General features: G+C 73.0%; 25 protein-coding genes. 12 read left to right on the top strand and 13 right to left on the bottom strand.

The genetic code is table 11. From position 1 onward, the window contains the following. Nucleotides 1-5 precede the first annotated feature (5 nt). A complete protein-coding gene (locus tag ACZ6JT_RS29720) occupies nucleotides 6-4,595 on the bottom strand; it encodes an ATP-dependent helicase (RefSeq protein WP_469214399.1) in 4,590 nt (1,529 codons plus the stop codon). A gap of 80 nt (nucleotides 4,596-4,675) precedes the next feature. Here ACZ6JT_RS29720 and ACZ6JT_RS29715 point away from each other — a divergent pair, with 80 nt between their 5' ends. The 3 genes from ACZ6JT_RS29715 to ACZ6JT_RS29705 all read left to right on the top strand — a co-directional run bounded on the left by ACZ6JT_RS29715 (nucleotide 4,676) and on the right by ACZ6JT_RS29705 (nucleotide 6,633). Beyond that, nucleotides 4,676-5,509, top strand: a complete 834-nt coding sequence (locus ACZ6JT_RS29715; protein ID WP_469214397.1) for an AraC family transcriptional regulator — start codon at nucleotides 4,676-4,678, stop codon at nucleotides 5,507-5,509. Between the two features lie 138 nt (nucleotides 5,510-5,647). Beyond that, nucleotides 5,648-6,328, top strand: coding sequence for an AzlC family ABC transporter permease (locus tag ACZ6JT_RS29710; RefSeq protein WP_469214395.1), 681 nt, complete (start codon nucleotides 5,648-5,650; stop codon nucleotides 6,326-6,328). Further along, complete coding sequence (locus ACZ6JT_RS29705) at nucleotides 6,325-6,633, top strand: AzlD domain-containing protein (RefSeq protein WP_469214393.1); 309 nt, start codon at nucleotides 6,325-6,327, stop codon at nucleotides 6,631-6,633. Before ACZ6JT_RS29710 ends, ACZ6JT_RS29705 begins: the two co-directional genes overlap by 4 nt. Here the strand turns inward: ACZ6JT_RS29705 and ACZ6JT_RS29700 are convergent. Beyond that, nucleotides 6,602-7,675, bottom strand: coding sequence for a hypothetical protein (locus tag ACZ6JT_RS29700; RefSeq protein ID WP_469214391.1), 1,074 nt, complete (start codon nucleotides 7,673-7,675; stop codon nucleotides 6,602-6,604). The genes ACZ6JT_RS29705 and ACZ6JT_RS29700 overlap by 32 nt on opposite strands. Nucleotides 7,676-7,756: 81 nt before the next feature. Here ACZ6JT_RS29700 and ACZ6JT_RS29695 point away from each other — a divergent pair, with 81 nt between their 5' ends. After that, a complete protein-coding gene (locus ACZ6JT_RS29695; RefSeq protein ID WP_030154244.1) occupies nucleotides 7,757-7,951 on the top strand; it encodes a DUF3046 domain-containing protein in 195 nt (64 codons plus the stop codon). Between the two features lie 54 nt (nucleotides 7,952-8,005). Further along, the gene (locus ACZ6JT_RS29690; RefSeq protein WP_469214390.1) at nucleotides 8,006-9,295 is read left to right on the top strand and encodes an AI-2E family transporter; all 1,290 of its coding nucleotides are present in this window, start codon (nucleotides 8,006-8,008) and stop codon (nucleotides 9,293-9,295) included. Here the strand turns inward: ACZ6JT_RS29690 and ACZ6JT_RS29685 are convergent. Further along, entirely contained in the window at nucleotides 9,249-10,004 is a 756-nt protein-coding gene (locus ACZ6JT_RS29685) for a Clp protease N-terminal domain-containing protein (protein WP_469214389.1), read from the bottom strand. The two genes, ACZ6JT_RS29690 and ACZ6JT_RS29685, sit on opposite strands and share 47 nt — an antisense overlap. Before the next feature lie 179 nt (nucleotides 10,005-10,183). On the opposite strand from ACZ6JT_RS29685, the gene ACZ6JT_RS29680 reads away from it, so the two are divergent. Beyond that, the gene (locus ACZ6JT_RS29680; RefSeq protein WP_469214387.1) at nucleotides 10,184-10,636 is read left to right on the top strand and encodes an iron chaperone; all 453 of its coding nucleotides are present in this window, start codon (nucleotides 10,184-10,186) and stop codon (nucleotides 10,634-10,636) included. Between the two features lie 125 nt (nucleotides 10,637-10,761). Here ACZ6JT_RS29680 and ACZ6JT_RS29675 read toward each other — a convergent pair whose 3' ends face one another. Then, nucleotides 10,762-11,211: a MarR family winged helix-turn-helix transcriptional regulator gene (locus ACZ6JT_RS29675; RefSeq protein WP_469214456.1), complete on the bottom strand. Its 450-nt coding sequence runs from the start codon at nucleotides 11,209-11,211 to the stop codon at nucleotides 10,762-10,764. A 184-nt stretch (nucleotides 11,212-11,395) separates the two neighbouring features. Between ACZ6JT_RS29675 and ACZ6JT_RS29670 the strand changes: the two genes are divergently transcribed. Beyond that, entirely contained in the window at nucleotides 11,396-12,526 is a 1,131-nt protein-coding gene (locus tag ACZ6JT_RS29670) for an NADH:flavin oxidoreductase (protein ID WP_469214385.1), read from the top strand. A gap of 91 nt (nucleotides 12,527-12,617) precedes the next feature. Here the strand turns inward: ACZ6JT_RS29670 and ACZ6JT_RS29665 are convergent, their stop codons facing one another. Further along, nucleotides 12,618-13,112 (bottom strand): hypothetical protein, encoded by a 495-nt coding sequence (locus ACZ6JT_RS29665; RefSeq protein ID WP_469214383.1) that lies wholly within the window; start codon nucleotides 13,110-13,112, stop codon nucleotides 12,618-12,620. Nucleotides 13,113-13,379: 267 nt separating this feature from the next. Between ACZ6JT_RS29665 and recA the strand changes: the two genes are divergently transcribed. The 3 genes from recA (at nucleotide 13,380) to ACZ6JT_RS29650 (ending at nucleotide 17,729) form a co-directional block, all read left to right on the top strand. Then, entirely contained in the window at nucleotides 13,380-14,495 is a 1,116-nt protein-coding gene (gene recA / locus ACZ6JT_RS29660) for a recombinase RecA (RefSeq protein WP_376618004.1), read from the top strand. A gap of 3 nt (nucleotides 14,496-14,498) precedes the next feature. Then, nucleotides 14,499-15,065 carry a recombination regulator RecX gene (gene recX, locus ACZ6JT_RS29655; RefSeq protein WP_469214381.1) on the top strand — a complete coding sequence of 189 codons (567 nt, stop codon included), beginning with the start codon at nucleotides 14,499-14,501 and terminating at the stop codon, nucleotides 15,063-15,065. A 90-nt stretch (nucleotides 15,066-15,155) separates the two neighbouring features. After that, nucleotides 15,156-17,729 (top strand): FtsX-like permease family protein, encoded by a 2,574-nt coding sequence (locus ACZ6JT_RS29650; RefSeq protein WP_469214379.1) that lies wholly within the window; start codon nucleotides 15,156-15,158, stop codon nucleotides 17,727-17,729. A gap of 239 nt (nucleotides 17,730-17,968) precedes the next feature. Here ACZ6JT_RS29650 and ACZ6JT_RS29645 read toward each other — a convergent pair whose 3' ends face one another. The 8 genes from ACZ6JT_RS29645 to ACZ6JT_RS29610 form a co-directional block, all read right to left on the bottom strand. Next, nucleotides 17,969-18,358 carry a rhodanese-like domain-containing protein gene (locus ACZ6JT_RS29645; RefSeq protein WP_376617999.1) on the bottom strand — a complete coding sequence of 130 codons (390 nt, stop codon included), beginning with the start codon at nucleotides 18,356-18,358 and terminating at the stop codon, nucleotides 17,969-17,971. Further along, entirely contained in the window at nucleotides 18,355-18,903 is a 549-nt protein-coding gene (locus tag ACZ6JT_RS29640) for a cupin domain-containing protein (protein WP_376617997.1), read from the bottom strand. The genes ACZ6JT_RS29645 and ACZ6JT_RS29640 overlap by 4 nt, the downstream gene beginning before the upstream one ends. Before the next feature lie 78 nt (nucleotides 18,904-18,981). Next, nucleotides 18,982-19,068 carry a putative leader peptide gene (locus ACZ6JT_RS29635; RefSeq protein ID WP_311318651.1) on the bottom strand — a complete coding sequence of 29 codons (87 nt, stop codon included), beginning with the start codon at nucleotides 19,066-19,068 and terminating at the stop codon, nucleotides 18,982-18,984. 32 nt (nucleotides 19,069-19,100) lie between these two features. Further along, entirely contained in the window at nucleotides 19,101-20,675 is a 1,575-nt protein-coding gene (locus ACZ6JT_RS29630) for an FAD-dependent monooxygenase (protein WP_469214377.1), read from the bottom strand. Between the two features lie 188 nt (nucleotides 20,676-20,863). Then, nucleotides 20,864-21,757, bottom strand: coding sequence for an amino acid ABC transporter permease (locus tag ACZ6JT_RS29625; protein ID WP_469214375.1), 894 nt, complete (start codon nucleotides 21,755-21,757; stop codon nucleotides 20,864-20,866). Further along, nucleotides 21,754-22,428, bottom strand: a complete 675-nt coding sequence (locus ACZ6JT_RS29620; protein WP_469214373.1) for an amino acid ABC transporter permease — start codon at nucleotides 22,426-22,428, stop codon at nucleotides 21,754-21,756. The genes ACZ6JT_RS29625 and ACZ6JT_RS29620 overlap by 4 nt, the downstream gene beginning before the upstream one ends. Nucleotides 22,429-22,511: 83 nt before the next feature. After that, nucleotides 22,512-23,363 carry a glutamate ABC transporter substrate-binding protein gene (locus ACZ6JT_RS29615; protein ID WP_469214370.1) on the bottom strand — a complete coding sequence of 284 codons (852 nt, stop codon included), beginning with the start codon at nucleotides 23,361-23,363 and terminating at the stop codon, nucleotides 22,512-22,514. Between the two features lie 118 nt (nucleotides 23,364-23,481). Further along, nucleotides 23,482-24,267: an amino acid ABC transporter ATP-binding protein gene (locus tag ACZ6JT_RS29610; protein ID WP_469214369.1), complete on the bottom strand. Its 786-nt coding sequence runs from the start codon at nucleotides 24,265-24,267 to the stop codon at nucleotides 23,482-23,484. A gap of 300 nt (nucleotides 24,268-24,567) precedes the next feature. Between ACZ6JT_RS29610 and ACZ6JT_RS29605 the strand changes: the two genes are divergently transcribed. Together ACZ6JT_RS29605 and ACZ6JT_RS29600 are read left to right on the top strand one after the other, a co-directional pair. Continuing rightward, nucleotides 24,568-25,302 carry a response regulator transcription factor gene (locus ACZ6JT_RS29605; RefSeq protein ID WP_469214368.1) on the top strand — a complete coding sequence of 245 codons (735 nt, stop codon included), beginning with the start codon at nucleotides 24,568-24,570 and terminating at the stop codon, nucleotides 25,300-25,302. A 12-nt stretch (nucleotides 25,303-25,314) separates the two neighbouring features. Next, nucleotides 25,315-26,727, top strand: a complete 1,413-nt coding sequence (locus ACZ6JT_RS29600) for a sensor histidine kinase (RefSeq protein WP_469214366.1) — start codon at nucleotides 25,315-25,317, stop codon at nucleotides 26,725-26,727.

Below are 26,727 nucleotides of genomic sequence, written 5' to 3'. Positions count from 1 at the left end.
AGCCGTCAGGAACGCAAGCGCAAACCCCTCGGGGTGGCATGGAAGCCGGCCGCCTCCAAGGCCCGGCCCAGGGGGGAGGTCAGGGCGGCGGTGGCGTTGACACGTTCCACCGTCAGGGCCGGGAGGGTGCCCGCACGGGAGGCCGCGGCCAGGGCCGCCGTGGCGGCCGCGAGGCGGGGGTCCTCCGGCGGCGGCCACGCCAGCAGGGTCTTGCCGCCACGCTCCAGGTACAGGGTGAGCTCGCCGTCCACCAGGACGACCAGGGAGCCCGCCTTGCGGCCCGGTTTGTGCGTGGCCCCGGCCGGCGGCTCGGGCCAGGGCAGGGCCGCGCCGTACGCGTTCGCCGGGTCGGCGGCCGCCAGGACCACCGCCGCCAGTGGGGGCGGGGTCCGCTCCGCGGCCCGCAGGCGGTCCACCGCGCCGTCCATCGCGAACTGCGCCGCGCCCAGCCCCTCGACCACATAGCCCCGACGGGCCTGGCCGCTGTCCTCGAAGGCCGACAGGACGCGGTAGACCGCGCTGAAGCCGCCCTCGACGCCCTCCGCGGCCACCGCGCCCCGGGTGACCACGCCGTGCCGGTCCAGCAGGGTGCGGGCCAGCGCGTGGGCCCGGTGGGTCGGGTCGGGGGCCTGGGACGGCAACAGCGACCAGCGCCCGGAGACGGTGGGCGGGCCGGTACGGGACACGGTCGCGCTGAGCGTGCCGTACCGGCCGCGGGGGACCGTGCGCCGGGCCCGGTGGGCCGTGGAGCCCGCCGTGCGGCCCGAGCCCAGCAGCGAGCGCAGCGGCGACAGGGTGTCGTTGGTGAGCCGGCCCGACCAGGCCAGGTCCCACACCGCCTCGGAGAGGGCGAGGTCGGAGACCTCGGGGAAGTCGGCGCGGATCGACTGCGCGATCTGGCGGAAGAACAGGCCGTACCCGCCGGTCAGGGAGGCCAGCACCGCCTGGTGGAGCGGGCTCGGATCCAGCGGGTGCGGCGGCGGCAGGAGCAGCGGGGCCGCGTCCGCCAGGTAGAGGGAGATCCAGCCGTCCTTGCCCGGGAGGGCTCCGGCGCCGGCCCAGACCACCTCCCCCGCAGTGGTCAGCTCGTCCAGGAGGCCGGGGGAGTAGCCCGCCACCCGGGACGGGAGGATCAGGCGCTCCAGCGCCGAGGCCGGGACCGGGGCGCCCTGGAGCTGCTCGACCGCCCGGGCCAGCCCGTCGAGGCCGCGCAGGGCCCCGCCGAGGTGCTGCCACTGGGGCAGGAAGGTGGCCAGCGAGGTCGGCGGTACGGGCTCCAGCTCCTGGCGGAGCGCGGCGAGGGAGCGGCGGCGCAGCCGGCGCAGCACCGTCGCGTCGCACCACTCCTGGCCGATGCCCGCCGGATGGAACTCGCCCTGGACCACTCGGCCGGCCGCGGCGAGCCGGTGCAGGGCGCCCTCGGTCACCGCCGTGCCCAGGCCGAAGCGGGCGGCGACGGCGGCCGTGGTGAACGGCCCGTGGGTCCGGGCGTACCGGGCCAGCAGGTCCCCCAGCGGGTCCTTGACCGGCTCGGTGAACGCCTCCGGGACTCCGACGGGGAGCGCCGTGCCCAGCGCGTCCCGCAGCCGCCCCGCGTCCTCGATCGCCGCCCAGTGGTCCGCGCCGCCGATCCGGACCGGGATGGCGCGGCGGGCCGCGGCGAGCTCCCGGGCCCAGGCGGGCTCCGCCCCGCGCTCGGTCAGCTCGTCCTGCGTCAGCGGGCCCAGCATGCGCAGCAGATCGGCCACCGACTCGGGATCCTTGGCCCGCCGGTCCTCGGTGAGCCACTGGAGCTCGCGCTCCAGCTCCTCCAGCACCTGCGCGTCGAGGAGCTCGCGCAGCTCCGCCTGGCCGAGCAGCTCGGCCAGCAGCCGGGAGTCCAGCGACAGCGCGGCCGCTCTGCGCTCGGCGAGCGGCGAGTCGCCCTCGTAGAGGAACTGGGCGACGTACCCGAAGAGGAGGGAGCGGGCGAAGGGGGAGGGCTCCGGGGTGGTGACCTCCACCAGGCGCACGCGGCGCGCCTCGATGTCCCCCATCAGCTCGGTCAGACCGGGCACGTCGAAGACGTCCTGGAGGCATTCGCGTACGGCCTCCAGCACGATCGGGAAGGAGCCGAACTCGGAGGCCACCTGGAGCAGTTGGGAGGCGCGCTGGCGCTGCTGCCACAGCGGGGTGCGCTTGCCCGGGCTGCGCCGCGGCAGCAGCAGGGCGCGGGCCGCGCACTCGCGGAAGCGGGACGCGAACAGCGCGGATCCGCCGACCTGGTCGGTGACGATCTGGTTGATGTCGCCGTGGTCGAAGGCGACGTCGGCCGCGCCCAGCGGGGCCTGCTCGTCGTCGAACTCGAAGGGCTGCGGAGCCGCGGGGTCGTGATCGAGCAGGTCCATGGACAGCAGGTCCGCGTCGGGCAGGCGGAGCACGATGCCGTCGTCGGCGTGCATCACCTGCGCGTCCATGCCGTACTTCTCGGCGAGGCGGGCGCCCAGCGCCAGCGCCCACGGGGCGTGCACCTGGGCGCCGAAGGGGGAGTGCACCACGACCCGCCAGTCGCCCAGCTCGTCGCGGAAGCGCTCGACGACGATGGTGCGGTCGTCGGGGACGTGGCCGCAGGCCTCGCGCTGTTCGGCGAGGTACGCCAGGACGTTCTCGGCGGCCCAGGCGTCCAGGCCGGCCGCCAGCAGCCGCAGTCGGGCGTCCTCGTCGGTGAGGCCGCCGAGCTCGCGCAGGAACGCGCCGACCGCGCGGCCCAGTTCGAGCGGGCGGCCGAGCTGGTCGCCCTTCCAGAACGGCAGCCGGCCCGGCACCCCGGGGGCCGGGGTGACCAGGACGCGGTCGCGGGTGATGTCCTCGATCCGCCACGAGGTGGTGCCCAGGGTGAAGACATCCCCGACGCGGGACTCGTAGACCATCTCCTCGTCGAGCTCGCCGACCCGGCCGCCGCCCTTCTTCGGGTCCGAGCCGGCCAGGAAGACGCCGAAGAGACCGCGGTCGGGGATGGTGCCGCCGGAGGTCACCGCGAGGCGCTGGGCCCCCGGCCGCCCGGTGATCGTCCCCGCCACCCGGTCCCAGACCACGCGCGGTCTCAGCTCGGCGAAAGCGTCCGACGGATAGCGGCCCGCCAGCATGTCCAGCACCGCCGTGAACGCCGACTCCGGCAGCGCGGCGAACGGCGCCGCCCGCCGCACCAGGGCGAGCAGGTCGTCCAGCTGCCAGGTGTCCATCGCCACCATCGCGACCAGCTGCTGGGCCAGGACGTCGAGCGGGTTGGAGGGGACGCGGAGGGACTCGATCGCCCCGGTGCGCATCCGCTCGGTGACCACGGCCGCCTGCACCAGGTCGCCGCGGTACTTGGGGAAGACCACCCCGGTGGAGACCGCGCCCACCTGGTGGCCGGCCCGGCCCACCCGCTGGAGCCCGGACGCCACCGACGGCGGCGACTCCACCTGCACCACCAGGTCCACCGCACCCATGTCGATGCCCAGCTCCAGGCTGGAGGTGGCGACCACGGCCGGCAGCCGGCCCGCCTTCAGGTCCTCCTCCACGATCGCCCGCTGCTCCTTGGAGACCGAGCCGTGGTGTGCGCGGGCCAGCAGGGGCGGGGCGCCCTGGGCGGCGCCCGACTGGGCCATGATCTCGGCCGGGGGCGAACCCTCCGGCAGCCGCTCGCCCATGGCGCGCTCGTACGCGATCTCGTTGAGCCGGTTGCAGAGCCGCTCGGCGAGGCGGCGGGAGTTGGCGAACACGATCGTCGAGCGGTGGGCCTGCACCAGATCCGCGATCCGCTCCTCCACATGCGGCCAGATCGACGGCTTGTCCCCGCCCTCCTTGCCCTCCGTCGCGGGCGAACCGCCCAGCTCACCCATGTCCTGCACCGGGACGACCACCGACAGGTCGAACTCCTTGGCGGAGGGCGGCTGGACGATCTCCACCTTGCCGCGCGGCGCGAGGTACCGGGCCACCTCGTCCACCGGCCGGACCGTCGCCGACAGCCCGATCCGGCGCGCCGGACGCGGCAGCAGCTCGTCCAGCCGCTCCAGGGAGAGGGCGAGGTGGGCGCCGCGCTTGGTCCCGGCGACCGCGTGCACCTCGTCCAGGATCACCGTCTCGATCCCGGTGAGGGCGTCTCGGGCCGCCGAGGTCAGCATCAGGAACAGCGATTCGGGGGTGGTGATCAGGATGTCCGGCGGCCGGGTGGCCAGCGCCCGCCGCTCGGCGGGCGGGGTGTCACCCGAGCGGATCCCGACCCGGATGTCCGGCTCGGGCAGGCCGAGCCGGACCGACTCCTGCCGGATCCCGGTCAGCGGGCTGCGCAGATTGCGCTCCACGTCGACGGCCAGGGCCTTCAGGGGCGACACGTACAGCACGCGGCAGCGCTTCTTCGACTCAGCGGGCGGTGGGGTCGAGGCGAGCCGGTCGAGGGCCGCGAGGAACGCTGCCAGCGTCTTGCCGGAGCCGGTCGGAGCCACGACCAGCACGTCCGAGCCCTCCCCGATCGCCCGCCAGGCACCCTCCTGTGCGGTGGTGGGCGTACGGAAGGCCCCCGTGAACCACGAGCGGGTCGCGGGGGAGAACGAGTCGAGCGCAGCGCCTGCCATGCCCCCATCGTGCACCCGGGCACTGACAACGGCCCGGACCTGGGGAAACGTGCGTCGCCGCCAGGGCGCAGAATGGGGGCATGGGGACGGAAGAGGGCGGCCGGGAGTGGGCGCGGCACTGGCAGTACGCGGAGCTGCCCGGGCTGGACCTGCTGCGCGCCCACTACGTACGCCACACGTTCCCGCGCCACGCGCACGACGGGTACGTCATCGCGGCCGTCACCGGCGGCGTCGAGGAGGTCGGCCTGCCCGGCCACGTCGTGCGCGCCGGACCGGGCAGCGTGGTCCTGATCAACCCCGAGGTGCCGCACACCGCGCGCGCCGGGGCGCCCGAGGGATGGGCCTACGCCACCCTCTACCCCTCCCGCGAGCTGATCACCGAGGTCGCCGACGAGATCGGCACCCTGCGCGGCACCCCCGGTTTCACGGCCGACGTGGTCACCGACCCGCACGGCTCGCGGACGATCACCGAGGTGCACCGGGCCGCCGAGGCGGGGAACGCGCTGGCCGCCGACACGCTGCTGCGGGCAGTCGTGGCACGCATGCTGAACCGGCACGCGGGCCCGCTGCCGGCCCGTACGGTACGGCGCGCGGGCGCCGCCGACGCCGAACGGGCCCGGGCGGTGCTGGCGGAGCGGATGGCCGCCCCGCCGTCGCTGGAGCAGCTGGCGGCGGACCTGGGGACCAGCCCCTTCGCACTGCTGCGGGCCTTCCGCGAGCAGTACGGGATGCCGCCGCACACCTGGCTGACCGACGCCCGGGTCCGCCAGGCCCGCCGACTGCTCGACGCGGGCACCCCGCCGGCGGAGGCCGCCGTCACCGTCGGCTTCACCGACCAGCCGCACCTGAACCGCCACTTCACCCGCATCGTGGGAGTCCCGCCGGGCGCCTACCGGCGGGGGCGGGCCTTCTAGGGGCTGCTCGGCGGTCCGGTGCGGCGGCGCGGCTGATGCCGGCTGCGTGCAAGAACGTACAAGACCCACTCGGTGGGCTCCGCGTAGTTTCGGGGCGTGGGAGAGAAGCAGCTGGTCACAGAGCCAGAGATACGAGAGATGCCAGCGCCCGGCGAGCGGCCGCGGGCCGCCGTGATCCGGGACGCGCTCGGGGTCGGGGTGGCCGTCGGACTGTCCGGGTTCGCCTTCGGGGTGACGGCCGCGGGGGCCGGCATCAGCACCCTCCAGGCGTGCGTGCTGAGCCTGCTCGTCTTCACCGGTGCCTCGCAGTTCGCCCTGGTCGGAGCGCTCGCCGCGGGCGGGAACCCGTTCACCGCCGCCGCCGGGGCCTTCTTCCTCGGGACCCGCAACGCCTTTTACGGGCTGCGGCTGTCGCAGTTGCTCGCGCTGCCCCGCGCCGTACGGCCCTTCGCCGCGCACTGGGTGATCGACGAGACCACCGCCGTGGCGCTGGCCCAGCCCGACCGGAAGTCGGCCCGGCTCGGCTTCACCGTCACCGGGCTCACCCTGTACGCACTCTGGAACCTGACCACCCTGCTCGGCGCGCTCGGCGCCGAGGCCATCGGGGACACCAAGGCGTGGGGGCTGGACGCCGCCGGGCCCGCCGTGTTCCTGGCCCTGCTCGCCCCGATGCTGAAGACCGCCACCGAACGGGCCGTCGCCGCCCTCGCGCTCGTGCTCGGGCTCGGCTTCCTGCCCGTGCTGCCCGCCGGGGTGCCCGTGCTGATCGCGGCCCTCGCCGCCCCCGTCGTGCTGTGGATGAAGGGACGCCGACCGTGAACGTCTGGATCGCCATCGCCGTCACCGTCGTCGGCTGCTACGCCGTCAAGCTCGCCGGGCTGCTCGTGCCCGCCGGGGCCCTGGAGCGGCCGGCGGTGCGCCGGCTGGCCGCCCTGCTGCCGGTCGCGCTGCTCGCCGCGCTCACCGCGCAGCAGACCTTCAGCACCGGGTCCGCCCTCGTCGTCGACGCCCGCGCCGCCGGGCTCGCCGCCGCCGGGCTGGCGCTGCTGCTGCGGGCCCCGTTCCTGGTCGTGGTCGCGGCCGCCGTCCTTGTCACCGCTGGGGTACGGGCCCTGGGCGGCTGATCCCGTCCGGCAGGCGCCCGTAGGCCCGCAGGGTCAGCAGGGCCTCCAGCGTGGCGATCGGCCGCCGCTCCAGCGAGCTGCCCGGCGCCCAGGCCTCGCGGCGCACCGGCCAGCCGCCGTCCGCCTGCTGGGCGGCGGTCAGGAAGTCCAGCGAGCGGCGCATCTCCTCGTCCGTGAACCAGCCGCGGGCCAGCGACTCGGGCCGCCGCGCGAAGTCGTGCGGGAACAGCTGCTCGCCCGGCGCATAGCCCGGAGCCGGCGGGTACTCGGGCCGCCGCCGCGGGTCCAGCACCACGAGCCGCTGCTCGCGCACCAGCCGGCCCAGCCGGTCCGCGGCCGCAGCGGCGCGCGCCCGGTCCGGGACGCCGTCGAGGAAGGCCACCGCGCTCTGGACCTCGTACGGATGCGAGTGGCGCAGGCCCTCGACCCGGTCCCAGCAGAAGTCGGTCGCCCGGAAGAGCCAGGCGTGCCAGACCCGGTTGCGGTGCAGCAGGCCGACGACGGGGCCCGTGGTCAGCAGCTCGCCCGGCGGGGCGTCGTACGCGGGGTGGTACGGGGCCGCCGGGTAGGCCCGCGGGCCCGGGGAGACCACCGGGAGCGCGCCGTCCGGGGTGGAGACCCCGGTCAGGTGGCGGCAGAGCCGCTCGATGCGCTGCCCTGCGCAGCGGCCCAGGCTGTCCAGCACGCGCAGCGCGTGCGCGGTGTGCAGGGGCTGGCTGAGCGGACCGCGCAGATCCGGATCGAGGGCGTGACCGTAGCCGCCGTCGCCGTTGAGGTAGGAACCGAGGGCGGTGTCCACCGGGTCGGCGTCCCCGCCCAGGAAGTGGAACGCGAACCGCCGCTGCTCCAGCACGCGGGCCGTGAGCCAGATGAACTGCTCGGCGCGGGCCAGCGGGCTCTGCGGGTTCTGGGGGCCCTGCGGGCTCTCCGGGCTCTGCGCGGGCTGCGGGGGATGCGCGAGCTGCCGGGCCTGAGCGGCCCGCGTGGCCTGCGTGGGCCGTGGGGTGTGCGACGTCTGCGAGGAAGCTTCGTCTCCGGGCATGCGTGCAACGTAGGACGCGGCGGTGCGGCCGGGAGGGGCGAACGCGGCCGGTGCACTCTCCCGGGGCGGGATACTGGAGGCATGCGGTTGACGATTTTCTGGGAGCGGATGGCCGAGCACTTCGGCGCGGGCTACGCCGACTCCTTCGCGCGGGACCACGTCATGACCGAGCTGGGCGGGCGGACCGTCCACCAGGCGCTGGACGCGGGCTGGGAGGCCAAGGACGTGTGGCGCGCCGTGTGTTCGGCGATGGACGTGCCGGCCTCGCTGCGCTGACGCCGCCGCGCACCACTTCGTGGTTCGGGCGGTCGGTGGGCCAGACTGGGCGGCGTGGCAGCCAGTGATGAGACGACGACCGACGACCAGACCGCCGACGTCCCCGATCCGGGCGGTGCGCGTACCGGCAGCGCCGGTGACGGCCCCGGCGGTCCCCGGCGTCCGGTAGCCCCCGGCGGCCCCGTCCCGCAGGCCGGATCCGGTGGGGCGGGCCTCCCCCCGGCCGGAGCGGCCCCCGCAGGGGCGCAGGCGCGGATGCCGCGCTGGCTGCCGCGCGCCGTGATCCTCGTCCTGGCGCTCGTCGCCTGTTTCCAGCTCGGCAGCTGGGCCTTCCACCAGCTCATCGGGCTGCTCGTCAACATCCTGATCGCGTTCTTCCTCGCGCTCGCGGTCGAACCGGCGGTGTCCGGGATGGCGGCCCGCGGTATGCGCCGCGGGCTCGCCACCTTCGTGATGTTCCTCGCGGTGTTCATCGTGACCGCCGGCTTCCTCGCACTGCTCGGCTCGCTGCTCGCCGGGCAGATCGTCGCCATGGTCGAGGGCTTCCCGGGCTACATCGACGCGGTGATCAAGGCGATCAACTCCACCTTCCACACCGAACTGTCCCGGCTGGAGATCCAGGAGAGCGTGCTGCGCTCGGACTGGCTGCGCAAGTACGTGCAGAACAGCGCGTCCGGCGTGCTCGACGTGTCCGCCACCGTGCTCGGCGGACTCTTCAAGCTGCTGACGATCGGGCTGTTCTCCTTCTACTTCGCCGCCGACGGACCGCGGCTGCGGCGCGCCCTGTGCTCCGTACTGCCGCCCGCCAAGCAGGACGAGGTGCTGCGCGCCTGGGAGATCGCCGTCGCCAAGACGGGCGGCTACCTGTACTCGCGCGGGCTGATGGCGCTGGTCTCCGGAATCGCCACCTACATCGTGCTGGCGGTCCTCGAGGTGCCGTACGCGCCCGCCCTCGCGATGTGGGTGGGGCTGGTCTCCCAGTTCGTCCCCACCATCGGCACCTATCTCGCGGGTGCGCTGCCGGTTCTGATCGCCTTCACCGTCGACCCCTGGTACGCGCTGTACGTCCTCGGTTTCGTGGTGGTGTACCAGCAGTTCGAGAACTACGTCCTGCAGCCCAAGCTGACCTCGAAGACCGTGGACATCCATCCGGCGGTCGCCTTCGGATCGGTCATCGCGGGCACCGCCCTGCTGGGCGCGGTCGGGGCGCTGATCGCGATCCCGGCCGTCGCCACGCTGCAGGCCTTCCTCGGCGTGTACGTGAAGCGCTACGCACTGACGGAGGCGGCGGACTCCTCTACTTCGCGTCCTCGCCGCCGAGTACGGCTGCCAAGGCTTCGTTGACGGTGGCCTCGGCGGCCGCCTTGTCGAGGCCGAGGCCGCTCAGCAGGCCCTCGCCGTTCTCCAGCTCCAGGAGCGCGAGCAGGACGTGCTCGGTGCCGACGTAGTCGTGTCCCAGGCGCAGGGCCTCACGGAAGGTCAGCTCCAGGGCCTTCTTCGCCGGGGCGTCGAAGGGGACGAGGGCGGGGATCTCGTCCTGCGCCGGCGGGAGCGCGGCGCTCGCGGCGGCCCGTACGTCGTCCGGCGAGACCTCCTGGGTGCGCAGGATGACCCCCGCGAGGCCGTCGGGCTCGGCCAGCAGGCCCAGGACCAGGTGCGCCGTGCCGATCTCGCTGTTGCCCGCGGCGCGGGCCTCGTTCTGCGCGGTCACGACCACGTTGCGGGCGCGGGCGGTGAAGCGGCCGAAGCCCGCGTTCGGGTCGAGCGCGGCGGCACCCTCCTTGTCCGCCTTGGGTACGAAGCGCTTCTGGGCGGCCTGGCGGGTGACGCCCATGCTGCGGCCGATGTCGGTCCAGGAGGCGCCGGAGCGGCGGGCCTGGTCGACGAAGTGGCCGATGAGGTGGTCCGCGACGTCCCCGAGGGCCTCGGCGGCGACGACGGCGCCGCTGAGCTGTTCCAGGGGGTCGGTGTGAACCTTGTTGATGGCCTCGATCAGGTCGTCGAGGCGGACCGGATTGGTCATGCGAACGGGTTCCACGGAAGGGTTCGTCATGGATGCAACCGTAGGTTGACAGTCAAGAGGGTGTCAACCCTGGGTTGTCAGTCCGTGCTGCTCGCGCGTGCGGCGTTGCGCGTCCTGTGTATGTGACGCCTCGACAGGTGCGCTGTCAGTGGGCGGGCTTAAGGTCTCTCCCAAGGCGCGCATCGAGAGCCTCAAGGGGGAGATCCGTCATGAGCGAGACCACTGGCAGCACGCACGAGGGATTCACGGCCGAGGAACGGGCCGCGATGAAGGACCACGCGCAGGAGCTGAAGGCGGCCGCGCGCCGCGGCTCCCGCGCGGACAAGGCGGAGGAGGCGGAGCGGGACGTCCTCGCGAAGATCGCCGAGATGCGGGACTCGGACCGGATCATGGCCGAGCGCGTGCACGCCGTCGTCACGGCCAGCGCCCCGGTCCTCGCGCCGAAGCTCTGGTACGGCATGCCCTCCTACGCCCTGGACGGCAAGGTCGTCTGCTTCTTCCAGAGCGCGGAGAAGTTCAAGGCGCGCTACGCGACCCTCGGCTTCAGCGACCTCGCGAAACTGGACGAGGGCGCGATGTGGGCGGCCGGCTTCGCCCTGACCGAGGTGACGGCCGAGGTGGAGGAGCGGATAGCGGCGCTGGTCAAGCGGGCCGTGAGCTGACGCTCGCGCCGGGCGGACCCGACCGGCGCGCCCGGACGGCCTGACCCTCGCCCGCCCGCCGGCCGGGGTTCCTGCGGCCGCGGGTGTGGCTCAGCCCCTTCGGTCCTCGACCGTCCAGCCGTCTTTCACGGCGTCGAGCACGCGAAAGGGCCCCCGTCCTCCTCCGCGCGCGGCCAGTACCGTCCTTCGAGGGCCTCGGCGCTGCGGTTGAGGCGGACCAGGGCGTCCTCCAGCTCCTGAACCTCCTCGGGGGACCAGTCGGCGACCACCCGGGCCAGGCAGGAACGGTTGACCTCGCGGTCCTCGGCGAGCCGGCGGCCGCCTTCGACGGTGATGCGCAGCTTGCGGGCCATGCCGCCGTCCGGGTCCGCGACGCGCTCGGCCAGTCCGCAGCGCAGCAGCGCGGCCGTCTGGCGGTTCACGGTCGAGGTGTCGAGCCCGAAGGCCTCCGCCAGCTGCCCTATGGACATGGGGCCTTGCGTGTCGATCCGGCTGAGCAGCAGGTACGCCGAACGCTCCAGGCGTTCGGGGTCGCGCTCGCGGCGGGCGAGCACCTGGTGCCGCGAGAGCAGCATCAGCTCCCGCTCCAGTTTCTCCAGCACTGCGCCTCCCGCTCCCTCCGGCGCTCCATTATCGCGGACCGGCGGACCGGTGAACCTCTGCGGGCCGGGCCGCAGCAATATGCATGATACATAGCATGTGTACTATGCACTTCTCGTTGCCGTCCGACGAGCCACAGCCTCACACCGGAGGATCCGCATGACCGTCACCACGTCCACCGCCTCCCGCGCGGCCGAGATCCTGTCCCGGCCCGTCCGGCTGAACGGCCTGACCGTCCCCAACCGCATCGCGATGGCCCCGATGACGCGGATGTTCTCCCCCGACGGCGTGCCCGGCGAGGACGTGCGGGCGTACTACGCCAGCCGGGCCGCCGCGGGCGTCGGCCTGATCGTCACCGAGGGCACCTACGTCGGCCACGACTCCGCCGGGCAGAGCGACCGGGTGCCGCGCTTCCACGGCGAGGACCAGCTGGCCGGGTGGGAGAAGGTCGCCGCGGCCGTGCACGAGGCGGGCGGCACGATCGTGCCCCAGCTGTGGCACATAGGCATGGTGCGCAAGCAGGGCGAGGCGCCGTATGCCGACGCCCCCGCCGTCGGCCCCTCCGGCATCCGCGTCGACGGAACCGAGGGGACCGGCAAGGCGATGACCCGCGACGACCTCGACGACGTCATCGGCGCGTTCGCCGACGCCGCCGCGGAGGCCGAGCGCATCGGCTTCGACGGCGTCGAGCTGCACGGCGCCCACGGCTACCTGCTCGACCAGTTCCTGTGGGAGCGGACCAACCGCCGCACCGACGCCTACGGCGGCGACGCGGTGGCCCGTACGAAGTTCGCCGCGGAGATCGTGGCCGCGGTCCGCGAGCGCGTCCCGGCCGACTTCCCCGTGATCTTCCGCTACTCGCAGTGGAAGCAGGAGGCCTACGACGCGCGGCTCGCGCAGACCCCGCAGGAGCTGGAGGCGATCCTGGCCCCGCTGGCGGCGGCGGGCGTCGACGTCTTCCACGCCTCCACGCGGCGCTACTGGCTCCCGGAGTTCGAGGGCTCGGACCTGAACCTGGCGGGCTGGACCAAGAAGCTCACCGGCCGCCCGACGATCACCGTCGGCTCCGTCGGCCTCGACGGCGACTTCATCCGCGCCTTCGCCGGCGAGGGCGCGGCGCTCGGTGACATCGACAACCTCCTGGACCGCATGGAACGGGACGAGTTCGACATGGTCGCCGTCGGCCGGGCGCTGCTCCAGGACCCGCAGTGGGCGGCGAAGGTCCTCGGCAACCGCTTCGACGAGCTGCAGCCGTACGACGCGGCGGCGCTCAAGTCGCTCAGCCGGTAGCCGGCAGCCCGTAGCCGCAGGCCGGAAGCGGTTGTCCTGTCTCACTGAACCTTGACCGTTCTCACTGAACTTTGACCGGCTCCGCAACTGGTCAGGGAGGTCCGGGCGCCGAGGTCCCGCATCGGCAAGCAGCCGCGGCAACTCGGGCCGGGCCTGGTGCCGGGAACTCGTCGGCGAAGGGGATGATCGGGCTTGGCCAGGTGAAGGCGAAGCGGCGAGAGGGCCCGTCGTAGGTCACCGAGGCACCGCAGGGGGCGAGTCCGAAGCGACGGTGGACCCAGCCGTCGAGGGCGAGGGCAGCGACCTCCGCGCGGAAGTCGGCGCCTGGGTACGTAAATGCATCCACGTCGAGGACCAGGGCCCGGCCGTCAAACAGCTGCTCGGCGTGCAGGGAAGCCCCGAACGCAAGCCAGGCCGCCTCCAGCCAGTTCGGGGTTCGGTCCGTGGGCAGGCGCAGGTACAGCGAGCGGTAGATGAGGAGGGTGGGCGGGGGCGGGGGCCCGTCCGTCTCGTACGCGTCGGCGCGCAGGTCGGCGGCCAGGCCCACACCTGCGCGGAGGTAGCGGAAGCGGAAGGTCTCGTACATGGTGCATATCCTTCGCCACGGCCTCCTTCGGACCCCAGGCCCCCCTGACCAACCGCAGACCCGGTCAAAGTTCAGTGAGATCGGTCAAGGTTCAGTGAGACCGGACAGCCGTCCCGGGCCGGTGGGCGTGGTGCGCTTGACAGGAAAATCGAACATCCATTCTGATGAGTTATCCACAGCTGAACCGGTCGTGGAGGCGCATTGTCAGTGGCAGGCATTAGCGTCAATGGCGTGAAGCGATCGACTCAAGCAAACCGGGTGGAACCCATGGCAGGCACCGACCGCGAGAAGGCTCTCGACGCCGCGCTCGCACAGATTGAACGGCAATTCGGCAAGGGTGCGGTCATGCGCCTCGGCGACAAGCCGAACGACCCCATCGAGGTCATCCCCACCGGGTCGACCGCGCTGGACATCGCGCTCGGCGTCGGCGGGCTGCCCCGCGGCCGCGTGATCGAGGTGTACGGGCCCGAGTCCTCCGGTAAGACGACCCTGACCCTGCACGCCGTGGCCAACGCGCAGAAGGCCGGCGGCACCGTCGCCTTCGTGGACGCCGAGCACGCGCTCGACCCCGAGTACGCGAAGGCCCTCGGCGTCGACACCGACAACCTCATCCTGTCGCAGCCGGACACCGGCGAGCAGGCGCTGGAGATCGTGGACATGCTCGTCCGCTCCGGTGCCCTCGACCTGATCGTCATCGACTCCGTGGCGGCCCTGGTGCCGCGCGCGGAGATCGAGGGCGAGATGGGCGACTCGCACGTGGGTCTCCAGGCCCGACTGATGAGCCAGGCGCTCCGGAAGATCACCGGTGCGCTCAACCAGTCCAAGACCACGGCGATCTTCATCAACCAGCTCCGCGAGAAGATCGGTGTGATGTTCGGTTCGCCGGAGACCACCACCGGTGGCCGCGCGCTGAAGTTCTACGCCTCCGTGCGCCTCGACATCCGCCGCATCGAGACCCTGAAGGACGGCACGGACGCGGTCGGCAACCGCACCCGCGTCAAGGTGGTCAAGAACAAGGTCGCGCCCCCGTTCAAGCAGGCCGAGTTCGACATCCTCTACGGCCAGGGCATCAGCCGCGAGGGCGGACTGATCGACATGGGCGTGGAGCACGGCTTCGTGCGCAAGGCCGGTGCCTGGTACACCTACGAGGGCGACCAGCTCGGCCAGGGCAAGGAGAACGCCCGTAACTTCCTGAAGGACAACCCCGATCTCGCCAACGAGATCGAGCGGAAGATCAAGGAGAAGCTGGGCGTGGGTGTCCGCAAGGACGCCGCCGCGGCCACCGCCGACGCCGGTGCCGCCGCGCCCGCCGAGGCCACGGCCGTGCCGGCCCCCGCGTCGAAGGCCAAGACGACGGCCAAGGCCGCCGTGGCCAAGAGCTGACCCGTGCGGGAGCAGGAAGGGGGCGGCAGGAGCAGGCGCGGTCGTGAGGACCGTCAGGAACTGCCGCCCCAGAGCCCCGAGGAGCAGGCGCGGGCGATCTGCCTGCGCCTGCTCACGGGGAGCCCGCGCACCCGGCGCCAGCTCGCGGACGCCCTGCACAAGCGGGGCATCCCGGAGGAGGTGTCGCAGCAGGTCCTCTCCCGGTACGAGGAGGTGGGCCTGATCGACGACGCCGCCTTCGCCGGAGCGTGGGTCGAGTCCCGGCACCGCGGCCGGGGCCTGGCCCGCCGGGCGCTCGCCCAGGAGCTCCGGACCAAGGGGGTGCACGCCACTCTCGTGGAGGAGGCCCTGGAACTGCTCGACTCCGAGCAGGAGGAGGAGACCGCCCGGGAGCTCGTGGAGCGCAAGCTCCGCGCCACCCGGGGCCTGGACCGCGACAAGCGGATCCGGCGCCTCGCCGGGATGCTCGCCCGCAAGGGATACCCGGAGGGCATGGCCCTGCGGGTGGTCCGCCGCGCGCTGGAGGCGGAGGGCGAGGACGCCGACGAGCTCGGGTACCCGGGGCAGTGAACCGCCGGGCCCGGGGTGGGGGTAGCCCCCGGGTGCGGATGCCGGGGTACGCCAGTGTCAGGAGCCGTGCCCGCCAGCAGAGTTGACGGCATGATGCTGCGTTACGCCCTTCAGACCCTCAGGGACCGCAAGGCCGGCTTCCTGGGCGCCTTCATCGCACTCGTGTGCGCGGCCGCCCTCGTCACCGCCTGCGGAACCCTCCTGGAAACGGGACTCCGCGGAAGGATCGGCACCGAGCGCTACGCGTCCGCGCCGGTCCTCGTCTCCGCCGACCAGAACGTCCACGAGACCACGGTCAAAGAGAAGGGCGAGGGGAAGAAGGCCAAGGCCAAGCACAAGGCCAAGCCCGTCGCCGAGCGGGCCTGGCTCCCCGACACCACCGTGGACGCGGTCCGTGCCGTGCCCGGCGTCGAGCGGGCCGTGCCCGAGCTCACGTTCCAGGCCGTCCCGCTGGTCAAGGCCTCCGGCGAGCCGAAGCCCTCGTACGGACACGCCTGGACCTCGGCCGCGCTGACCCCCTTCACGATCGCCGACGGCCGGGCGCCCCGGAGCGGCGGCGAGGTCGTCGTCGACCGCGCGCTGGCCGCCCGCACGGGGCTGAAGCCCGGTTCCGAGCTCACCGTCCAGTCCACCGGCGAGCCCAGGACGTACCAGGTCAGCGGCATCGCGACCACCCCCCGCGGCGACCTCGCCCGGCAGAGCGCGCTCTTCTTCAGCGACGACGAGGCCCGCCGGCTCGCCGCCCGCGACGGGCAGGTCGGCGCCATCGGGGTGCTGCCCGCGCCGGGCGTCGACGCCCGTGAACTCGCCGGCCGCGTCGCACAGGCGCTGAAGGGCACCACGGCGCAGGTCAGCACGGGGGACGAGCGCGGACCGGTGGAATTCCTGGATGCCGCCGGTGCCCGCACCAAGCTGGTCTCCCTGGGCGGCGCGATGGGCGGCACCTCACTGCTCGTCGCGATCCTCGTCGTCGTCGGCACCTTCGCGCTCTCCGTCCAGCAGCGCCACCGCGAACTCGCCCTGCTGCGGGCCGTCGCCGCCACCCCCGCACAGCTGCGGCGGATGATCGGGCGGGAGGCGCTGCTCGTCGGCCTGGCCGCCGGTATCACCGGCGCGCTCGCCGGGCAGCCGCTCGCGGCCTGGCTGCACGGCCGGTTCGTCGACGCCGCGGTCGTCCCCGTCACCCTGGAGCGCACCGCCGGCATCTTCCCGATGTGCGCGGCCGTCGGGGCCAGCCTGCTCGGCGCCTGGGCCGCCGCGCGGATCACCGGGCGGCGGATCGCCCGGATCCGCCCGGCCGAGGCGCTCGCCGAAGCCGCCGTCGAGCGGGGCCGGCCCGGCTGGATCCGCAGCGTGCTCGGCGTGCTGCTGCTGGCCGGCGGGGCAGTGCTGGTCGTCGTACTGGGCTCGCTGCGCACCGAGCCCGCGTCGACCCCCGTCACCTTCCTGGCCGTGGTGGTGCTGGCCGGAGCGGTCTCGCTGCTCGGACCGCTGCTCGTACGGGGCGCCGGCGCGCTGCTCGCCGGACCGCTGCGGCTGACCGGCCCGGGCGGCCACCTGGCCACCGCCAACCTGCGCGGGAACGCCACCCGGATGGCCTCCGCCGTCACCCCGCTCGCCCTGCTGGTCGGCATGACCTGCACCGTCCTCTTCGTCACCCCGACGCTCGGGAACGCAGCCCGCGCGCAGGCCCGAGACGGGATCCGGGCCGACTGGGTGCTGGCCGCGCAGGGTCCCGGCATCACGCGCGAGGCCGCAGAGCGGATCCGGCGGACGCCGGGCGTCACGGCGGCCACCGAGATCGTGCACACGTCGGTACGGGTGGGGCTGGCGAAGTACGCCGCGCAGGGCGTGACCCCGGCCGGGCTGACCCGGACCTGGGACCCCCGGGTCACGGCCGGCAGCCTGGACGGGTTCGGGGACCGTACGGCGGCGGTGAGCGAACTCGCCGCCGACCAGCTCGGGCTGAAGCCCGGGAGCCCGCTGAGCCTGACGCTGGGGGACGGGACCCCGGTGACGCTGACGGTCTCGGCCGTGTACGCACGGGGGCTGGGCTTCGGAGATCTGACGTTGCCGCACGGGCTGGTGGCCGCGCACGCGGACAATCCGCTGGCGAGCAGTGTCCTGGTGGCGGCGGGGCCGGGGGCGGGGGCGGGCCCGGGGTCGGAGGCCGGGCGGGAGCGGCTGGCCGCGGCGGTACGGGAGTTCCCCGGGGTGCGGGTGCTGTCCGCGGCGGAAGCGCACGAGGCGTTGGCGCGGCGGCAGGACGCCGGAGCGGAGATCAACCTGCTGGCGATGGGGCTCGTCCTGGCCTTCACCGCGATCGCGGTGGTGAACACGCTCGCGATGTCGACCGCCGAACGCTTCCGGGAGTTCGCGATGCTGCGGCTGGCCGGGGCGAAGCGGCGCCAGGTGCTGCGGATGCTCCGGGCGGAGGCGCTGGCGGTGGTCCTGATCGGGGTGGTGCTGGGGTCGGGGATCGCGCTGGCCGTACTGACCGCGTTCAGCGTGGGCATGACGGGGGTGGCGGCGCCGGCGGTCCTGCCGGTCGCGTACGCGGGGGTGGTGGGGGTGGCGGGGCTGTTGGCCCTCGCGGCGACTTCCCTCCCGGGGAGGGTGGCGTTGAGGGTGGCTCCGGTGGACGTGGCCACGGCCAAGGGCTAACCCGCCGCGGAGCCCCGCCGGAGCCCCGCCGGTGCGGCGCCTCCCCCAGACTCCGTCCGGGGGGACCCCCAGGGGGCTCCGCCCCCGAGCCCCCGCGCCTCAAACGCCGGCGGGGCTGAGGATCGGGGCTCCGCCCCGGACCCCGCGCCTCAAACGCCGGCGGGGCTGAGGATCGGGGCTCCGCCCCGGACCCCGCGCCTCAAACGCCGGCGGGGCTGGAAGGGCGGGGCGGGAGGGGGTCAGGCGGGGGTGACCGGGAGGCCGGCTGATTTCCAGGCCTGGAAGCCGCCGGTCAGGTCGGTCGCGCGGTGGAGGCCCAGGGTGTGGAGGGAGGCCGCGGCGAGGCTGGAGGCGTAGCCCTCGTTGCAGATCACCACCACCTGGAGGTCGTGACCGGTGGCCTCGGGGGCGCGGTGGCTGCCGCGCGGGTCCAGGCGCCATTCCAGTTCGTTGCGTTCGACCACCAGCGCCCCGGGGATCAGGCCGTCGCGCTCGCGCAGGGCCTGGTAGCGGATGTCCACCAGCAGCGCGCCGGCGCGTGAGGCGGCGTACGCCTCCTCCGGGCCGACGCGGGTGTAGCCCGCGCGCACCTGTTCCAGCAGCTCGTCGATGCCGACGGGGGCGCTCACTGCCAGTCCGCCGGGCTCTCGACGTGCTCCAGGTGGAGCACGGGCCCGCTGCGGCTGTAGCGGCGGATCAGCGGGAGCGGCGGGTAGTACGCGTGCACCGAGACCGCGTGCTCGGTCGGGGACTCGTTGAGGACCTCGTGCACGTGGTGCTCCAGGAAGGCCCGCCCGGTGCCCGCGTCCAGCGTGCGGCTGCGGTCGACGTCGGGGGCCAGCTCCAGCGAGCGCCAGCCCTCCGAGGGCAGGCGTACGGCCAGCGAATGTTCGGTGAGCCGGCCCCGGGCGGTGGCGAACGCGCCCCGCGAGTCGGCGTGGTCGTGCCACCCGGTGCCGGTGCCCGGCGGCCAGCCGATCAGCCAGGCCTCGCTGCCGCCCGGCCCGTCCAGCCGGATCCAGGTGCGGCCCTCGGGATCGAGCGGCAGTGAGGCCACCACGGCGGGGTCGGCCGCCGTGCGCAGGGCGAAGTCGAGGAGTTCGGCGGCCGTGGGGCCCCCGGCCGACGCCGGCTCAGGGACGTACGGGCGTGCGGTGGACGCGGGTGCAGACATGAAGGGGGACCGTTCCTGGGTTCGCGGAGATGCGCGCAGGCCGGTGGACGGCACGGGGCGCGCGGAGGGAAGGGCGAATCAACAGGAAGGGCGACACACGCAGCCCGCATAGCGGAGCAGGTCCATATGGACCCTCCGCCACAGGCGTACGTCGTTGCCGGTCATTCGGCGAGTGAACCACGACTCCGGGAGAGCGGTCAATCGATCACCACGGTCGGTGTCGTCGAGCGGGCGGGCAGCCGGGACGCGGGCGCGCCCGCCCGGACCGTGTCCGCCGCCTCGTACAGCTCCGCCGGGCGGACCCCCGCGAAGGTCGCCGCCAGGTGCCCGTCGGGCCGTACGAGCAGCACGGTGTGGGCCGGTGCCCCCGGGTAGGAGTCCGCGACCAGCAGGTCGGTACGGACGGGGAGGGCGCTCACCGCCGCGGCGAGGCGGGGCATCAGCCCGGCGCCGAGCCAGTGGCGCCGGTCCCAGACCCCGGTGCCCGGGGCGACCAGGACCACCAGCAGCCGCCCCTGCCCCAGCAGGTCCCGCAGCGGCACCGTCGAACCGTCGGGCGCGGTCACCGGGACGTTCGCCACCGGACCGCCCGGTTCCGTGGCCGTCGGAACCTCGCGTACGGCGACCGGAGGGGCGTACGTCGGCTCCGCGCCCAGCGGCCCGCGCCCGAGGTGGCCGTCGGTGAGGAGGGATTCGGCGGAGCGCGCAGCTCCGGGCAGGTAGGTGCGCAGCCCGCCTCCTGACCGCAGCGTCGGGATCGCCTGGTCGGCGGCGCGCAGCCGGGAGGCGACCGCGGTGCGCCGCTCGCCCTCGTAGCTGTCGAGCAGGGCCTCGGAGGCTCCTTGGTGCCAGGCCAGGGACAGCTTCCACGCGAGGTTCTCGGCGTCCCGAAGCCCCTCCTCGACCCCCTGGGTGCCGAGGGCGCCCAGCAGGTGCGCGGCGTCGCCGGCGAGGAAGGCGCGGCCGTCGCGCCAGCGTCGGGCGAGGCGGTGGTGCAGGGTGTGGACCCCGGTGTCGATGAGGTCGTAGGGGGGAGTGCTGCCGCCGCACCACACCGCGAGGGTGTCCCGGATCAGGGTCACCAGCGTGTCGGGAGTCACCAGCTCCCCGCGGGCGGGCAGCAGCCAGTCCAGCCGCCACACCCCGTCGGCCAGGGGCCGGGAGGTGACCTCGCGCGGCGCGCTGCGGTGCAGCAAGGCCTCGCCCGGCCAGGGGAGTTCGGTGCGCAGCGCCGCCACGGCGTGCCGCTCCACGGCGGTCCGGCCGGGGAAGCGGATGCCGAGCAGCTTGCGCACGGTGGAGCGGGCGCCGTCGCAGCCGACCAGGTAGCTCCCGCGCCACCAGGTGGTCTCGGCGCCTCGGGTGTGGGCGGTGACGCCGCGGCCGTCCTGTTCCAGGGCGTCCAGACGGCTCTCGGCGACCAGCTGGACCAGCGGGTGCGCCGCGGCGGCGTCGCGCAGCCCGCGGGCCAGCGCGTGCTGCGGCACGTGCAGGGGCGCCGGGTGGTCCTCGAAGGTGATCCGCTGGGTGTCGCGGCCGCGCCGCATGGTGCGCCAGGCGGCGAAGTACGCCCCCTCGTCGCGCAGCGTCGTACAGCCCAGCCGGTGCGCCATGGCCGCCGTGTCGGCGTGCAGGACGACCGTACGGGCCGGGCGTGGTTCCTCCTTGCCGGGCCCTTCGTCGAGTACGACGGAGGGCACGCCCTGGCCGGCCAGGGCGAGGGACAGGGACAGCCCGACGGGCCCCGCGCCGACGACGATCACCGGGTCCATGATGTGGCTCCCGATGTCCGGTATGTGATCACAGAACGTATGCAACCCACTGGAGGTGCCTGCGTCAAGTGCCCCCCGTCGGGACAACGCAGTGTGGTGCGGCGGATGAGCTCCGCCGCACCACACAGGCTACGCAATCCGGCTGACCGTATGTCAGACCGGGGGGTCGTCCGAAGGGGGACCCGGCGTCAGGCTCCGGCCGCCGTGTTGGCGCCGGGGACCGCGTCGTCGATCTCCTCCGCGCCGAGCACGGCGCCGGTGCCCTTCTGCGACTTCCTCAGCCGGGCCTCCGTCCAGGAGGCGAAGGTGGTGAGGGCGAAGTTCACCGCGATGTAGATCAGGGCGATCACGACGAGGGTCGCGATGGTGTTGCTGTAGTTGGCCGAGATCTGCCGGTTCGCGGAGAGCAGTTCCGCGAAGCCGAGCAGGGCGCCGCCGATCGCGGTGTCCTTGAGGATCACCACGAGCTGGCTGACCAGGGCCGGCAGCATCGCCGTGACGGCCTGCGGGATCAGCACGTAGGTCATGGTCTGACCCTTGCGCATGCCGATCGCCTTGGCCGCGTCGGTCTGGCCGCGGGGCAGGGAGAGCACGCCGGCCCGGACGATCTCGGCGATGACGGCCGAGTTGTAGAGGACCAGGCCCGTGACCACGGCCCAGAAGGGCCGGGTGTCGGACGGGACGTCCAGGAACCGCGGCGCCATCAGCGCGTTGCCGAACAGCATCAGCATCAGCACCGGGATGGCGCGGAAGAACTCCACCCACGCACCGACCGCCGCCCGCACCCAGGCGTGGTCGGACAGCCGGCCGATGCCCAGCACCGCGCCGAGCGGGAGGGCGATCGCCATGGCGAGCGCGCCGGCCTTGAGGGTTTCCATCAGGCCCGGGAGCAGGTACGTGGTCCAGACCCGGCTGTCGGTGACGAAGGGGGACCACTTGTCGGCGTCGAGCTGGCCCTTCTCGCCCATGAGGGACAGCGCCCACCACAGGACGAGCCCGAACAGCACGACGAAGATGCCGCTGTAGATCCAGTTGCGCGCCTTGGCCCTGGGGCCCGGGGCGTCGTACAGCACGGAGGTCATCGCTTCACCGCCACTCGCTTGGCGACCCAGCCCAGCAGAAGGCCGGTGGGCAGGGTCAGCAGGACGAAACCGAGGGCGAAGACCGCGAAGACCGCGAAGGTCGCCTGCGCCTCGTTCTCGAGCATTTCCTTCATCAGCAGGGCCGCCTCGGCCACGCCGATGGCCGCCGCCACCGTGGTGTTCTTGGTGAGCGCGATCAGTACGTTGGCGAGCGGTGCGATGACCGCCCGGAAGGCCTGGGGGAGCACGATCAGGGTGAGCACCTGGAAGAAGCTCAGCCCCAGTGCGCGGGCCGCCTCGGCCTGGCCGACGGGCACGGTGTTGATGCCGGAGCGCAGGGCCTCGCAGACGAAGGTGCCGGTGTAGGCGATCAGTCCGAGGACGGCGAGCCGGAAGCCGGTCTCCTTGAACGTTTCGCCGCCCAGGGCGATGCCGAGCGTCTGGTTGAGTCCCAGCGAGCAGCCGATGATCAGCAGCGTCAGCGGGGTGTTGCGCACCAGGTTGACGTACGCGGTGCCGAAGCCCCGCAGCAGCGGGACCGGGCTGACCCGCATTCCGGCCAGGACGGTGCCCCAGATCAGTGACCCGGCCGCCGAGTAGAGGGTGAGCTGAACCGTCACCCAGAAGGCTCCGAGCACGTCGTACTGCCCGGAATCAAGAAAATCGAACACGATGCCCTGCGCTCTCCCCAGGATGGCCGGTGAGGTGCGCCGCCGCCCGCGGCAGGCGGGCGGCGACGCTCCTCACCGATGAATCAGCTGCCTTCGGTGATCTGCGGGGCAGGCTCGTTCTTGTAGTTGGCCGGACCGAGGTTCTTGTCCACGGCCTTCTGCCAGCTGCCGTCCTCGACCATCTTCTTGAGCGCGGCGTTGATCTTGGTCTGGAGCTCCTTGTCGCCCTTCTTCAGACCGATGCCGTAGTTCTCGTTGCTCATGCTCAGGCCGACGAGCTTGAACTTGCCCTTGTTCTTCTCCTGCGCGGCGTAACCGGCCAGGATCGAGTTGTCCGTGGTCAGCGCGTCGACGGCCTTGTTCTCCAGGCCGGTCAGGCACTCGGAGTAGCCACCCTGCTCGAGCAGGTCCGCCTCGGGGGCCAGGGTCTTCTTGATGTTCTGCGCCGAGGTGGAGCCGGTGACCGAGCAGAGCTTCTTCTTGTTCAGGTCCTCGACCTTGGTGATGCTCGTGTCGTCGGCGCGGACCAGCAGGTCCTGGTGCGCGAGGAAGTACGGGCCGGCGAAGTCGACCTTCTCCTTGCGCTTGTCGTTGATCGAGTAGGTCGCGACGACGAACTTCACGTCGCCGTTCGAGATCAGGTTCTCGCGCTCGGCGCTGGGGGCCTGCTTGAACTCGATCTGGTTCGGCTCGTAGCCGAGCTCCTTGGCCACGTACGTGGCGACGTCGACGTCGAAGCCCGTGAACTTGCCGTCCGGGGTCTTCAGGCCCAGGCCGGGCTGGTCGTACTTGATGCCGACGACGATCTTGTCCTTCGCGCCACCGGACGCGCCGCCGTCACTGGCGGCGTCCTTCTCGCTGCCGCCACAGGCGGTCGCGGTCAGGGAAAGGGCTACGGCGACGGCCGCGGCCGCAGCGGCCTTGGAGATCTTCATGGTGAACTTCCCTCGGATGAGACGTTGTTGAACGACGAGCGACGCTTACGGCGTACGCGCGGCCGACAGGAACCGATCCGGCGGCGATCCGCATACGGATGACTACCAGACGAGAACCTCAGTGGTGCAGGATCTTCGACAGGAAGTCCTTGGCGCGGTCACTGCGCGGGTTGCTGAAGAACTGCTCGGGGGTGGCCTCTTCGACGATCTTGCCGTCGGCCATGAAGACGACCCGATTGGCCGCGGAGCGGGCGAAGCCCATCTCGTGCGTGACGACCACCATGGTCATCCCCTCACGGGCGAGCTGCTGCATGACCTCCAGCACCTCGTTGATCATCTCCGGGTCGAGGGCCGAGGTCGGCTCGTCGAACAGCATGACCTTCGGCTCCATGGCCAGCGCCCGGGCGATCGCCACGCGCTGCTGCTGGCCGCCGGAGAGCTGCGCCGGGTACTTGTCGGCCTGCGAGCCGACGCCCACCCGGTCCAGCAGGGCCACCGCCTTCTCGCGCGCCGCGGCCGCGTCCGTCTTGCGGACCTTGACCTGGCCCAGCATGACGTTCTCCAGCACCGTCTTGTGCGCGAAGAGATTGAACGACTGGAAGACCATGCCGACGTCGGCGCGCAGCCGGGCCAGCTCCTTGCCCTCCGAGGGCAGTTCCCTGCCGTCGAGCGTGATGGTGCCCGAGTCGATGGTCTCCAGCCGGTTGATCGTCCGGCACAGCGTGGACTTGCCCGATCCCGAGGGACCGATCACGACGACTACCTCACCGCGGGCAATGCTCAGATCGATGTCCTGAAGCACGTGCAGCGCGCCGAAGTGCTTGTTGACGTTGCTCAGTACGACCAGGTCGTCCGCGGCACCGGCCGCGTCCTGCACGTCCTTGGTCACTGATACTCCGCTCATCGGCTTCTTGCTCCGTCCTCCTCGGTTGGGAGGACAGTAGTGACGTCACGTCCACAACGTCATCACATCTGAGGGAGAATTGAGGATAACGATCCGGCTTCCCCCGGATACGCTCCGTGCGCGGCCCCGGGCGCGGCCCGAATGCGCCGCGTACCGGGTGGGTAACGGAAGGCGCGCCGTGCCGGAACCCTCTTGACGTGGGACTCCGCATCGGCGTGTATGCATGATGGCCACCTTGCGGCCATCCGTGTGACCATGCCCGGGAAAGCCCGCGAGTGAGAAGAAGGAGAGGGGGACGACATGAGACTGCTGCTCGTCGAGGACGACGATCACGTCGCCGCCGCCCTGTCCGCGATCCTCGCCCGGCACGGCTTCCAGGTCACCCACGCCCGCAGCGGCGAGGAGGCCCTGCAGGCGCTGCTGCCCGCCGGCGCCCTGCCCGGCGCCTCTCCCTTCGGAGTGATCCTGCTCGACCTAGGGCTGCCCGACCAGGACGGGTACGAGGTGTGCGGCAAGATCCGCAAGCGCACCGCCACCCCCGTCATCATGGTGACCGCGCGCGCCGACGTACGCTCCCGCATCCACGGGCTGAACATGGGCGCCGACGACTACGTCGTCAAGCCCTACGACACCGGCGAGCTCCTCGCCCGCATCCACGCCGTCGCCCGCCGCACCGGCGCCTCCGAGGAGGCCGCGGCCACCGGGACCGGTACGCCCGCCACGGTCCGGCTCGGTCCCGTCAGCATCGAGCTGCCCAACCGCCGGGTCAGCGTGGACGGCGCCGACGTACCGCTCACCCGCAAGGAGTTCGACCTGCTGGCCCTGCTCGCGCAGCGGCCCGGTGTCGTCTTCCGCCGCGAACAGATCATCAGCGAGGTCTGGCGCACCAGCTGGGAGGGGACCGGGCGCACCCTGGAGGTCCACGTCGCCTCGCTGCGCTCCAAGCTGCGCATGCCCGCCCTCATCGAAACCGTCCGCGGGGTGGGCTACCGGCTCGTCACGCCGACCGCCCCGACCGCCCCGTCCGCCCCCTAGGGGTCTTCTGCCGTGCGCGCCCGATTGCTCCCGCTGCTCGTCATCCTGATGGCGGGCACGCTGCTCGCGCTGGGCTTCCCGCTCGCGGTGAGCCTCGCCGCCGGACAGCAGCAGCGGGTGGTCGTCGACCGCATCGACGACAGCGCCCGGTTCGCCGCCCTCGCCCAGCTCGTCATCGACGCCCAGGGCTCCGGATCCACCGGCGCCGACGCCCGCCGCGAGACCCTCCAGCTCGAACTCGCCCGCTACCAGGAGCTGTACGGCATCCGCGTCGGCATCTTCTACCGCGACGACAACGACATGGCCCGCTCGCCCAGCTGGTGGCAGCTCCCCGAATCCGGCGAGGGCCGCCGTGCCTTCGAGGAGGCCCTCGCCGGCCGGCGCAGCCACGACCCGCCGCAGGTGTGGCCCTGGCAGACCCACGGCCGACTGCTGGTCGTCTCCCCCGTCGTCCTCGACGGCGACGTGGTCGCGGTCGTCGCCACCGACTCGCCGACCGACCTGATGCGCGGGCGGATCCTGCAGGGCTGGCTGCTCATCGCAGCCGGCCTCGCCGCCGCCATGCTGGTCGCCTTCGCGGCCGCCCTGCGGCTCACCAGCTGGGTGCTCAAGCCCGTGCAGACCCTGGACGCGGCCGCCCACGGCATCGCCACCGGCCGCATGAACTCGCGTGTCGCGGCCGCGGGCGGCCCCCCGGAACTCCAACGCCTGGCCCGTTCGTTCAACGAGATGGCCGACAACGTCGAAGAGGTACTGGAGCAGCAGCGGGCGTTCGTCGCCGACGCCTCCCACCAGCTGCGCAACCCGCTCGCGGCACTGCTCCTGCGGATCGAGCTGCTCGCCCTCGAACTGCCCGAGGGGAACGAGGAGATCGCCTCCGTACGCACCGAGGGCAAACGCCTGACGCAGGTGCTGGACGACCTCCTGGACCTGGCGCTGGCCGAGCACGCCTCCGCCGAGATCAGCCTCACCGACATCGGGGCACTGGCCGCGGAGCGGGTCGCCGCATGGCGCCCGTACGCCGAGGAGAAGGGCGTACGGCTCACCGAGACGGGCCGCTCCGCCGTCACCGGCTGGGCCGACCCCATCGCCCTGTCCAGCGCGCTCGACGCCGTCATCGACAACGCCCTCAAGTTCACCCCCGAGGGTGAGGAGGTCGAGGTGTCGGTCGCCGCCGAGGGGCGCGTGGCCCGCGTGGTCGTCGCCGACCGCGGACCCGGCCTCACCGAGGAGGAGCTGCTCCGCGTCGGCGACCGCTTCTGGCGCAGCGGCCGCCACCAGAACATCAAGGGCTCCGGGCTCGGCCTGTCGATCTCCCGCGCGCTGCTCGCCGCGGGCGGCGGGTCCCTCTCGTACGGGACGAACCCGCCGCACGGGCTGCGGGTGACCGTGTCCGTGCCGCGCACCGGTCCCCACGGCTCCTGA

The sequence above is a fragment of the Streptomyces sp. NPDC046308 genome (assembly GCF_055588065.1).
Note: the sequence above shows the minus strand (reverse complement) of the source record. Positions and strands in the feature narration are given on the sequence as shown.

Excerpts from the sequence above, each read along its gene's own strand:
- ACZ6JT_RS29665 (WP_469214383.1), bottom strand. The coding sequence starts at position 13,112 with ATGTACGAGACCTTCCGCTTCCGCTACCTCCGCGCAGGTGTGGGCCTG.
- ACZ6JT_RS29675 (WP_469214456.1), bottom strand. The coding sequence starts at position 11,211 with ATGCTGCTCTCGCGGCACCAGGTGCTCGCCCGCCGCGAGCGCGACCCC.
- ACZ6JT_RS29710 (WP_469214395.1), top strand. The coding sequence starts at position 5,648 with ATGCCAGCGCCCGGCGAGCGGCCGCGGGCCGCCGTGATCCGGGACGCG.
- ACZ6JT_RS29700 (WP_469214391.1), bottom strand. The coding sequence starts at position 7,675 with ATGCCCGGAGACGAAGCTTCCTCGCAGACGTCGCACACCCCACGGCCC.
- ACZ6JT_RS29640 (WP_376617997.1), bottom strand. The coding sequence starts at position 18,903 with ATGTCTGCACCCGCGTCCACCGCACGCCCGTACGTCCCTGAGCCGGCG.
- ACZ6JT_RS29715 (WP_469214397.1), top strand. The coding sequence starts at position 4,676 with ATGGGGACGGAAGAGGGCGGCCGGGAGTGGGCGCGGCACTGGCAGTAC.
- ACZ6JT_RS29720 (WP_469214399.1), bottom strand. The coding sequence starts at position 4,595 with ATGGCAGGCGCTGCGCTCGACTCGTTCTCCCCCGCGACCCGCTCGTGG.
- ACZ6JT_RS29605 (WP_469214368.1), top strand. The coding sequence starts at position 24,568 with ATGAGACTGCTGCTCGTCGAGGACGACGATCACGTCGCCGCCGCCCTG.
- ACZ6JT_RS29625 (WP_469214375.1), bottom strand. The coding sequence starts at position 21,757 with ATGACCTCCGTGCTGTACGACGCCCCGGGCCCCAGGGCCAAGGCGCGC.
- ACZ6JT_RS29685 (WP_469214389.1), bottom strand. The coding sequence starts at position 10,004 with ATGACGAACCCTTCCGTGGAACCCGTTCGCATGACCAATCCGGTCCGC.
- ACZ6JT_RS29670 (WP_469214385.1), top strand. The coding sequence starts at position 11,396 with ATGACCGTCACCACGTCCACCGCCTCCCGCGCGGCCGAGATCCTGTCC.
- ACZ6JT_RS29615 (WP_469214370.1), bottom strand. The coding sequence starts at position 23,363 with ATGAAGATCTCCAAGGCCGCTGCGGCCGCGGCCGTCGCCGTAGCCCTT.
- ACZ6JT_RS29695 (WP_030154244.1), top strand. The coding sequence starts at position 7,757 with ATGCGGTTGACGATTTTCTGGGAGCGGATGGCCGAGCACTTCGGCGCG.
- ACZ6JT_RS29650 (WP_469214379.1), top strand. The coding sequence starts at position 15,156 with ATGATGCTGCGTTACGCCCTTCAGACCCTCAGGGACCGCAAGGCCGGC.
- ACZ6JT_RS29635 (WP_311318651.1), bottom strand. The coding sequence starts at position 19,068 with ATGACCGGCAACGACGTACGCCTGTGGCGGAGGGTCCATATGGACCTG.
- ACZ6JT_RS29630 (WP_469214377.1), bottom strand. The coding sequence starts at position 20,675 with ATGGACCCGGTGATCGTCGTCGGCGCGGGGCCCGTCGGGCTGTCCCTG.
- ACZ6JT_RS29680 (WP_469214387.1), top strand. The coding sequence starts at position 10,184 with ATGAGCGAGACCACTGGCAGCACGCACGAGGGATTCACGGCCGAGGAA.
- ACZ6JT_RS29610 (WP_469214369.1), bottom strand. The coding sequence starts at position 24,267 with ATGAGCGGAGTATCAGTGACCAAGGACGTGCAGGACGCGGCCGGTGCC.
- recA (WP_376618004.1), top strand. The coding sequence starts at position 13,380 with ATGGCAGGCACCGACCGCGAGAAGGCTCTCGACGCCGCGCTCGCACAG.